Source organism: Haloprofundus marisrubri, assembly GCF_001469955.1.
In the GTDB taxonomy this organism is placed as follows: Archaea; Halobacteriota; Halobacteria; order Halobacteriales; family Haloferacaceae; genus Haloprofundus; species Haloprofundus marisrubri.
This window is the reverse complement of record NZ_LOPU01000034.1, coordinates 117659-124814: the sequence shown is the minus strand read 5'-3', so window position 1 is coordinate 124814 and position 7156 is coordinate 117659. Positions and strand designations below refer to the sequence as shown.

Annotated in this window: 7 protein-coding genes and 1 tRNA gene; 2 read left to right on the top strand and 6 right to left on the bottom strand. The window is 64.5% G+C overall.

Annotation, left to right across the window (positions count from 1 at the left end; all coding sequences use genetic code 11):
• The first annotated feature begins 4 nt into the window (after positions 1-4).
• A tRNA-Arg gene (locus tag AUR64_RS17630) sits at positions 5-79 on the top strand.
• A gap of 108 nt (positions 80-187) precedes the next feature.
• Here AUR64_RS17630 and AUR64_RS17625 read toward each other — a convergent pair.
• On the bottom strand, positions 188-400 hold the full coding sequence (locus AUR64_RS17625) for a dodecin family protein (protein ID WP_058583287.1): 213 nt from the start codon (positions 398-400) through the stop codon (positions 188-190).
• Positions 401-561: 161 nt separating this feature from the next.
• Between AUR64_RS17625 and AUR64_RS17620 the strand changes: the two genes are divergently transcribed.
• Positions 562-888, top strand: a complete 327-nt coding sequence (locus AUR64_RS17620) for a DUF5789 family protein (RefSeq protein WP_058583275.1) — start codon at positions 562-564, stop codon at positions 886-888.
• A 129-nt stretch (positions 889-1017) separates the two neighbouring features.
• Here the strand turns inward: AUR64_RS17620 and AUR64_RS17615 are convergent, their stop codons facing one another.
• The 5 genes from AUR64_RS17615 to AUR64_RS17595 form a co-directional block, all read right to left on the bottom strand.
• The gene (locus AUR64_RS17615) at positions 1018-1629 is read right to left on the bottom strand and encodes a hypothetical protein (RefSeq protein ID WP_058583274.1); all 612 of its coding nucleotides are present in this window, start codon (positions 1627-1629) and stop codon (positions 1018-1020) included.
• A gap of 250 nt (positions 1630-1879) precedes the next feature.
• Complete coding sequence (gene thsA / locus AUR64_RS17610; RefSeq protein ID WP_058583273.1) at positions 1880-3523, bottom strand: thermosome subunit alpha; 1644 nt, start codon at positions 3521-3523, stop codon at positions 1880-1882.
• A 181-nt stretch (positions 3524-3704) separates the two neighbouring features.
• Entirely contained in the window at positions 3705-4244 is a 540-nt protein-coding gene (locus AUR64_RS17605; protein ID WP_058583272.1) for a KH domain-containing protein, read from the bottom strand.
• A 179-nt stretch (positions 4245-4423) separates the two neighbouring features.
• Positions 4424-5572 carry a tryptophan--tRNA ligase gene (locus tag AUR64_RS17600; RefSeq protein ID WP_058583271.1) on the bottom strand — a complete coding sequence of 383 codons (1149 nt, stop codon included), beginning with the start codon at positions 5570-5572 and terminating at the stop codon, positions 4424-4426.
• A 219-nt stretch (positions 5573-5791) separates the two neighbouring features.
• Complete coding sequence (locus AUR64_RS17595) at positions 5792-7153, bottom strand: MFS transporter (RefSeq protein WP_058583270.1); 1362 nt, start codon at positions 7151-7153, stop codon at positions 5792-5794.
• Positions 7154-7156: the final 3 nt, after the last annotated feature.

The following is a 7156-nucleotide window of genomic DNA, read 5'->3' as shown; positions in this document are numbered from 1 at the left end:
CAGAGGGCACGTAGCTCAGTCTGGATAGAGCGTCGGACTTCTAATCCGACGGCCGTGGGTTCAAATCCCATCGTGCTCGCTCGAACTCGCTTCGCTTGTTCTCGCTCGCACGATGTAGTCACACTCGCTGACGCTCGCGTGACTCCCATCGTGCTCTTAGAAAATGGCCGAGCGCTGTGGTCCGTCGTTACACCTCCCCGTCGTGTACCGGGAACGCAACTTCCGCCGTCGCGTGGTATTCGACGATTTCGTCGTTCTCGACGTTCGCCGTCCAGTCTTCGATTTCGATGCCGCTGATGTCGTCTATGGTCTTGTTCGCCTGCCGGAACGCTTCCTCGGCGGCGTCCTGCCACGACTCCTCGGAGGTACCGAGTACTTTCACGATTTTGACTGCAGTCATGCGCGACAGCGTACCACGAGGGTCGGGATGTGATTTTTGTCGCTCGTAGCAGTCTCTCACCGCTGGGAGAGAGTCGTCTCCGGCCGTCGGAGTCGACGACGCGAGTCTCATCGGAAGCCCACCAAAGCGACTTCAGCGTCGGCACTGCACTCTCGCCTGTCATGGACGAGGAGTCAGACACCGGGGGAACGCTCCGTTCTTTGGACATCAACCGCGTTCTCGAACTGCTCGACGAGCAGTCGTTTCCCACCGACACCGACGAACTCTGTTCGGCGTACGACGACGTCGAAGTCACGTACCCCGGCGGCGGGAGCGACCCGTTGGCGCGGGTGCTTCGGACCTCCGGCAGCCAGACCTACGAGACGATGGACGACCTCCGACTCTCGATTCTCAACGGCGTCCAGCGTAACGCCGTCGGCCGCCCGCGCTACAGCGACCGCGACCCGCCGGTAGTCGGCTACGAGCACGACAATCAGCAGTCATTCTAACTTTCGAGGCGTGCTGCCCGTTCGCCCCGTGCGATGTTCTCGCCGACTGGGTCTCACCAAACCCCCTTCGAAGGGGCGAGATAGTGGCCGTAAGGGGCCCCGAACTGAGAGTACGCGGTCAAGCGCTGCTCAGGCGTTCTCCTGACCGGTGACCCAGATGACGTAGCTGTCGGGTGTCCGCCCCTCCGGAGCGTTGAACGCCATCTCGAACTCCCACGTCGCGTCCGGAGCGAGCGTGTCGCGGTAGTTGACCTGCTGTTCGGGGTACTGCTTCGCGCTCTCGTCGGTCTCGTCGGCCCGCGGCGTGATGTGGACCGTAACGAGTTCGTACGTCGTGTCTCCGGTGTTCCGTATCATGCCCTCGACGCCGCTCTGTCCGCCGCGCTGGAAGTAGCTGTGTTCGACGATTTGGAGGTCCTGCTGTGACTGTTCGCCGACCGTTCCCTGAACGTCGCTCGCGTTGCCGGTCGCGTTCGTATCCGCGGTGTCGTTCGCAGTGCCGTTGCCGGCAGTGTCGTTACTCGCGGTTTCCGTCGGTGTGTCCGTGTCCGTCGCCGTCGTCTCGGTTTCGGTTTCCGCACCGGTTTCGGTGTCATTGCCAGTGTCGGTCTCGCCCTCTTGGGCTTGCGCGTCGTCGTTGCCGTCACCCGTCTGCCCGCCCATATCTGTGCATCCCGCGACACCCACCGCGAGGAGCGTCGCGCCGATACCTCGAACGAACGTCCGTCGACTCTCCGACATGATGTTCTCCCGTCTCCGTGTGGGGAGATGAGCGAGTTCTCGATTGGGCTTGCATATCGAAGTCGTTCTACACAGGCGGGTGTAGCACCCGATTCTCCCGTCGACGCTCCTGTCGATAACACCGAACGGAGCGTCGCCACTGTCGAGTACAGTGGACGCGAAAAATTCGGAATCGGCGTCGGGGCCGACGGTCGAGAAGCGGTGCGAAGCGGGTGCGGTGGGGGTCGAGAAGGTCGGTTTTACCCTAGCTTCACATCGCGCCGCCCATACCGCCCATGCCGCCCATACCGCCCATGCCGCCGCCGCCCGGCGGCATCTCGTCGTCGCCACCGTCGTCGGTGGACGCGCGGAGGTCGCCCGCCGCGATGACGTCGTCGATGCGGAGAATCATCACGGCCGCCTCGGTGGCGGACTCGATGGCCTGCGTCTTGACGCGGAGGGGTTCGACGACGCCCTCCTCGTCCATGTCGATGACGTCGCCGGTGTAGGCGTCGAGGCCTGCACCGAACTCGCCGCCGTCGTGACGCGAGCGCAGGTCGACCAGCGAGTCGATGGAGTCGAGACCTGCGTTCTCGGCGAGCGTGCGCGGGATGACTTCCAGCGCGTCGGCGAACGCTTCGATGGCGAGTTGCTCGCGGCCGCCGACGGAGTCGGCGAAGTCACGGAGCTGCAGTGCGAGTTCCGTCTCGGGTGCGCCGCCGCCGGGGAGCACTTTGCCGTCTTCGAGCGTCGTGCGGACGACACCGAGGGAGTCGTCGATGGCGCGCTCGACTTCGTCGACGACGTGTTCGGTACCGCCGCGGAGGATGAGCGTCACGGACTTGGCCTCTTCGACGTCCTCGACGAAGATGCGCTCGTCGCCGCCGATGTCCTTCTGTCCGACCGAACCGGCGAAGCCGAGGTCGTCTTCCTCGATGTCGTCGACGTTGGAGACGACGCGGCCGCCCGTCGCTCGGGCGAGACGCTTGAGGTCGCCGCTCTTGGTGCGGCGCACTGCCAGGATACCCTCTTTGGCGAGGTAGTGCTGGGCCATGTCGTCGATGCCGTCGCCGACGAACACGACGTCAGCGCCGACGTCGACGAGCTTGTCGACCATCTCGCGCAGCTGTTTTTCCTCTTGGTCGAGGAACTGCTGAAGCTGGTCGGGGTCGGTGACGTTGACTTCGGCGTCGATTTCGGTCTCTTTGACTTCGAGTGCGCCGTCGAACAGCGCGACGTCGGCGTCTTCGACCGCGTACGGCATGTTGTCGTTGACGCGCTCTTTGTCGACGATGACGCCCTCGACGAGTTCGGAGTTGTCGATGGCGCCGCCGACGACCTTCTCGACGCTGACGTTCTCGGTGTCGATGTCGTCCTCGTCAGCGACGGCGAGCACGGCGTCGACGACGAGTTCGGCGAGCTGGTCCTTCGCGCTCTCTGCGCCTTTGCCGGTCATCGCCGTCGCGGCGATTTTGACGAGCGTCTCGCGGTCGTCTTTCGAGACCTCGGTCGCTTCCTCGTTGAGAATCTCTTTGGCTTTCTCGGCGGCCTGTCGGTAACCCTGCGCGATGGTGGTTGCGTGAACGTCGGAGTCGAGTAGCTCCTCGGCCTGGTCGAGGAGTTCACCCGCGATGACGACGGCGGAGGTGGTGCCGTCGCCGACCTCGTCCTCCTGTGTTTCGGAGACTTCGACGATCATGTTCGCCGCGGGGTGGTCGATGTCCATCTCCTTGAGGATGGTCACGCCGTCGTTCGTGACGACGACGCCGCCCGAGGAGTCGACGAGCATCTTGTCCATCCCTTTCGGGCCGAGCGTCGTGCGGACCGATTCCGCGACGGCTTTGCCCGCGGTGATGTTCATCGACTGGGCGTCCTTTCCGGACGTTCGCTGGCTGTCCTCCGACAGTACGATCATGGGCTGATTGCCCATCCGGCGTCGCTGAGACATAATCACGCCGTGATTGTTTGTGCTTCTATAAAAACCTGTCGAACAGTGCTATGTCAAACCGGCACACGTGAGGACTTTTGACAAGCGAAATAACCGTCCGTTCATGGTGGGTATAAGTAGTCTAACGCGGGCGGGCGTCGCCGGGAGTTCAGTCCGAGGAGACGTCGAACCCGCGGGTGAGTTCGTTGTGTTTGCGTTCGAGGAACGAGTACACCGCGCCGTGGGGAGCGCCGTCGAGAAGCATCCCGGCCGCACGGCGGACCGCTTCGACTTCCTCGGGTTGGCCGATGATGCCGAGCGTCGACCCGTAGATGACGACTTCCGCACCGCTGAGTTCCTCCATCAGCTGTCGCGTCCGACCGTTCTCACCGATGAGTCGGCCTTTCTGCCGCTGGAGGTCGTTTTTGTTTCGAGTCTGTTCGTCGAGGTCGATGAGGTCGAACATTCGCATCTCGTCGTTCAGAAGCGACAGCGCAGCCTCCGGGGAGAACCCCCGGCCGATAGCTTGGACGATATCCGGCGCAACGAGACCCGTGACGGGGTCGCCGACCGAGTCGATAGCGACCGACCCGGACTCGGAATCGATGTCGAGGCGGACCTCCGCCTGACTCTCGATTTCGCGCATGGTCTCGCCGCCGTCACCGATGAGAACACCGATGCGGTCCTGCGGAACCTTCACGTGTTGCATGCTCCGTGCTACCCGTCGGAGCGGTTTAACTGTTTTTGGCGCGCGCTCCCTCGGGCCTCGATACCGGCTCTCACGCCGTCAGTGTCGGTCACGGCACTGGATACCTCTCCCAGCGCGTCGGCGCGGGCGTGCGCAGACAGCGACGAGACAGAGCGCGCCGAGACTCTCGGACTCCCCCCTCAGTCGAATACCTGCGGTCGCAGTCGTGCGCGCTCGGTGTCGGTCAGACGATACGGTTCGACCACCTCCCCAATCGGCCCCTCGGGCCGCCGCGACTGATGCGCCTCCAAGAAGTCGGCGATTCGGTCGGCGGCGTGCGCCTTCATCTCGCCGCTCAACAGTTCGCCGGCGCGGTACTCCCGAGCCAGCCGTTCGACCGTCTCGTCGTCGTCCTCGAAGAAGGAGAACAGTAGTTGGTACGCCACGTCAACCTCGGGGTCGCCGCCTCTCTCGCGGTGTTCGTCGACGTCAGACCGACCGCCCGAAAAGGCGTGTTTCGACACCTTCTCTCTCACCGTCTCGCGGTCGTCGGTGAGATAGATGCTTGGGTCGTCGCCCGAACTGCTCATCTTGCCGCCCCCACCGCCGAGTCGAGGGAGGAACTTCGAGAGCAGCGCGCCGGGTTTCTCCACGTCGTAGCGCTGCTTGCCGGCGATGTCGCGGCAAACGCGGATGTGGGGGTCTTGGTCGACGGCGATGGGGACGAGCGTGGGATGACGACCGTGAAGCAGTTGTGGCAACAGGAGATGCGTCGTCTGCACTGCCGGATAGAACCCCAATCCGACGTTCGGCGGGTCGCCGTAAGTGGCCGCCACCGTCGCGGGCGTGATATCCGCCGCAAACTCGGCGGCCAGCGGATACACCACGTCTGCGTCGGCGGTGTCGACGACGAAGCGCGTTCGCTCGGGGTCGAAACCGACTGCAACGAGGTCCCGAAGGTTTTCGCGCGTGTGTTCGTGTATCTCGTCGAAGTCGAGGTTCTTCGAGAAGTACTTCTCGTCGTCCGAGAGGGGGACGTAGACGTACGCGCCCGTCTCCGCCTGCAACCACTTTGCGAAGTAAAATGGTAAGACGTGGCCGAGATGCATCGGTCCCGATGGACCGCGCCCCGTGACGATTGAGACGGTCTCTCCCGCACTGGCGGCGCTCGTAAAGCGTTCCACGTCGCGGCCGGCGTAGAACACCCCGCGGCGGAGCAACGGGTGTGGCGGTTGTGGGAAACTGGCTAGCTGTTCGTCTGTCAGTGCGTTAGCGCCGAACTGGTCGAGAAGGCGGTCGTAGTCGACGTCGCCCTCCACGCGATACGGCGTGACGGTGAACTCGTGCATGTGTGCTGGTGATTTCGGATACTCGAACGCGATACGGGCGAGAGAGAAGAGTGAGCGCCCGCGTCGGGGTCGCCGGGTTACGCCGCGGCGACGACGACGGCGGGACTGTCCGCTCCCGAAGCAGGCGACCACCAGCGCCAAGGAGCGGTTGTCATCGAGTCTGGGTAGATGCGGAGACGAAAAAAGGGTATCGCCGAACCCGAGCGTCGAATCGTCGGGTCAGATGCGCAGCGTCTCGGTCTCCGAGATAGAAGGCATCCGGCGCAGCGTCGGCACCGCCGCCCAGTAGCCGCCGAGACAGAGCAGCGAGACGCCCGCGGCGACGAGCAGCACCGCCGGCGACGTCGCGCCCGCGACGACCCCGCCGACGAGCGACCCGAACGGAACCGCCGCGGACGCGGCGCTCCCGATGACCGAGGAGACGCGTCCGAGCAGTCGGTCCGGCACTATCGACTGCACGAGCGCCGAAATGAGGACGTTGCCCGCGCCGACCGGCACCATCGCAACCGCGAACAGCGCGATTACGAGCGCCACGGCGTTCGCAGTCGTAGCGGCGGCGACGGAAGCGAGCCACAGCGTCCCGCTCACAGAGAAGCCGACGATGTTGAATCGACCGAACCGTCTCGATTTGACCTTCGACGCCCCGAGTGCGCCGGCGAACATTCCCCCCGCGACCGCCGCCATGAACGCACCGTAGACGCCCGCACCGCCGAGACCGTCGGCGTACGCTGGTAGCGACGCGAGCGCGGCCCCGAACGCGAAGTTGACGACGACGGCACCGACCACGATGTACGTCACGACGGTTCCTCGAAGGTAGTCGATGCCCTCTCTGAGCGAGGTGAGATACGACAGGTCGGCGTCGGCACCACTGTCGCCGTCGCTGTCGCCGCCACCGTCGGTTTTCTCACCGCTCTCGTCGTCCCCACCATCGGCGACGACGGGTCCGTCTGGCTCACCCGGCTCACCCGACTCACCCGTTTCGGCGGCCGACGAGTCGTCCGTCTGCGCCGACGGCGGTACGACGACGCCCGCAAACAGCAACGCGGCGACGAGAAACGTGACGGCATCGACCAGAAACAGCGTCACCGCGCCGACGACGGCGATGAGCACGCCGGCGAGCGCGTTGAACCCGGCGTCGACGCCCTGATACGCCAGCGAGAACAGCGAGTTCGCCGACACGAGTTCGTCGCGGTCGACGATGCGCGGTAACGCCGCCGTCTGCGCGGGATAGACGAACTGGTTCGTCAGCGCGAGCAACGGCATGACGACGAGCACCAGCGGCGCGGAGAGCGCTCCGAGGGCGTCGGCGACCGGAATCGAGCAAATCAGGATGAACTGCACCAGTTGCGTACCGACCAAGACGTGTCTGAGTTTCCACCGGTCCACGAGCGGTCCGGTGAGAAACTGCAGGCCGGAGGGCGCAGCGGAGAGAAACCCGGCGAGTCCCGACATCGCCGGGTCGCCGGTCAAGTCGTACACCAGCCACATCGCGGCGATGTAGTAGACGCTGTCGCCCGCGTTCGTCACCAGTCGCCCCAAGAAGAGCCGACGGAACGGGACGTTTCGGAGGAGTCGTCTCATACC

Coding starts and splice junctions, on each gene's coding strand:
- AUR64_RS17625 (WP_058583287.1), bottom strand. CDS start 400: ATGACTGCAGTCAAAATCGTGAAAGTACTCGGTACCTCCGAGGAGTCG.
- AUR64_RS17620 (WP_058583275.1), top strand. CDS start 562: ATGGACGAGGAGTCAGACACCGGGGGAACGCTCCGTTCTTTGGACATC.
- AUR64_RS17615 (WP_058583274.1), bottom strand. CDS start 1,629: ATGTCGGAGAGTCGACGGACGTTCGTTCGAGGTATCGGCGCGACGCTC.
- thsA (WP_058583273.1), bottom strand. CDS start 3,523: ATGATCGTACTGTCGGAGGACAGCCAGCGAACGTCCGGAAAGGACGCC.
- AUR64_RS17605 (WP_058583272.1), bottom strand. CDS start 4,244: ATGCAACACGTGAAGGTTCCGCAGGACCGCATCGGTGTTCTCATCGGT.
- AUR64_RS17600 (WP_058583271.1), bottom strand. CDS start 5,572: ATGCACGAGTTCACCGTCACGCCGTATCGCGTGGAGGGCGACGTCGAC.
- AUR64_RS17595 (WP_058583270.1), bottom strand. CDS start 7,153: ATGAGACGACTCCTCCGAAACGTCCCGTTCCGTCGGCTCTTCTTGGGG.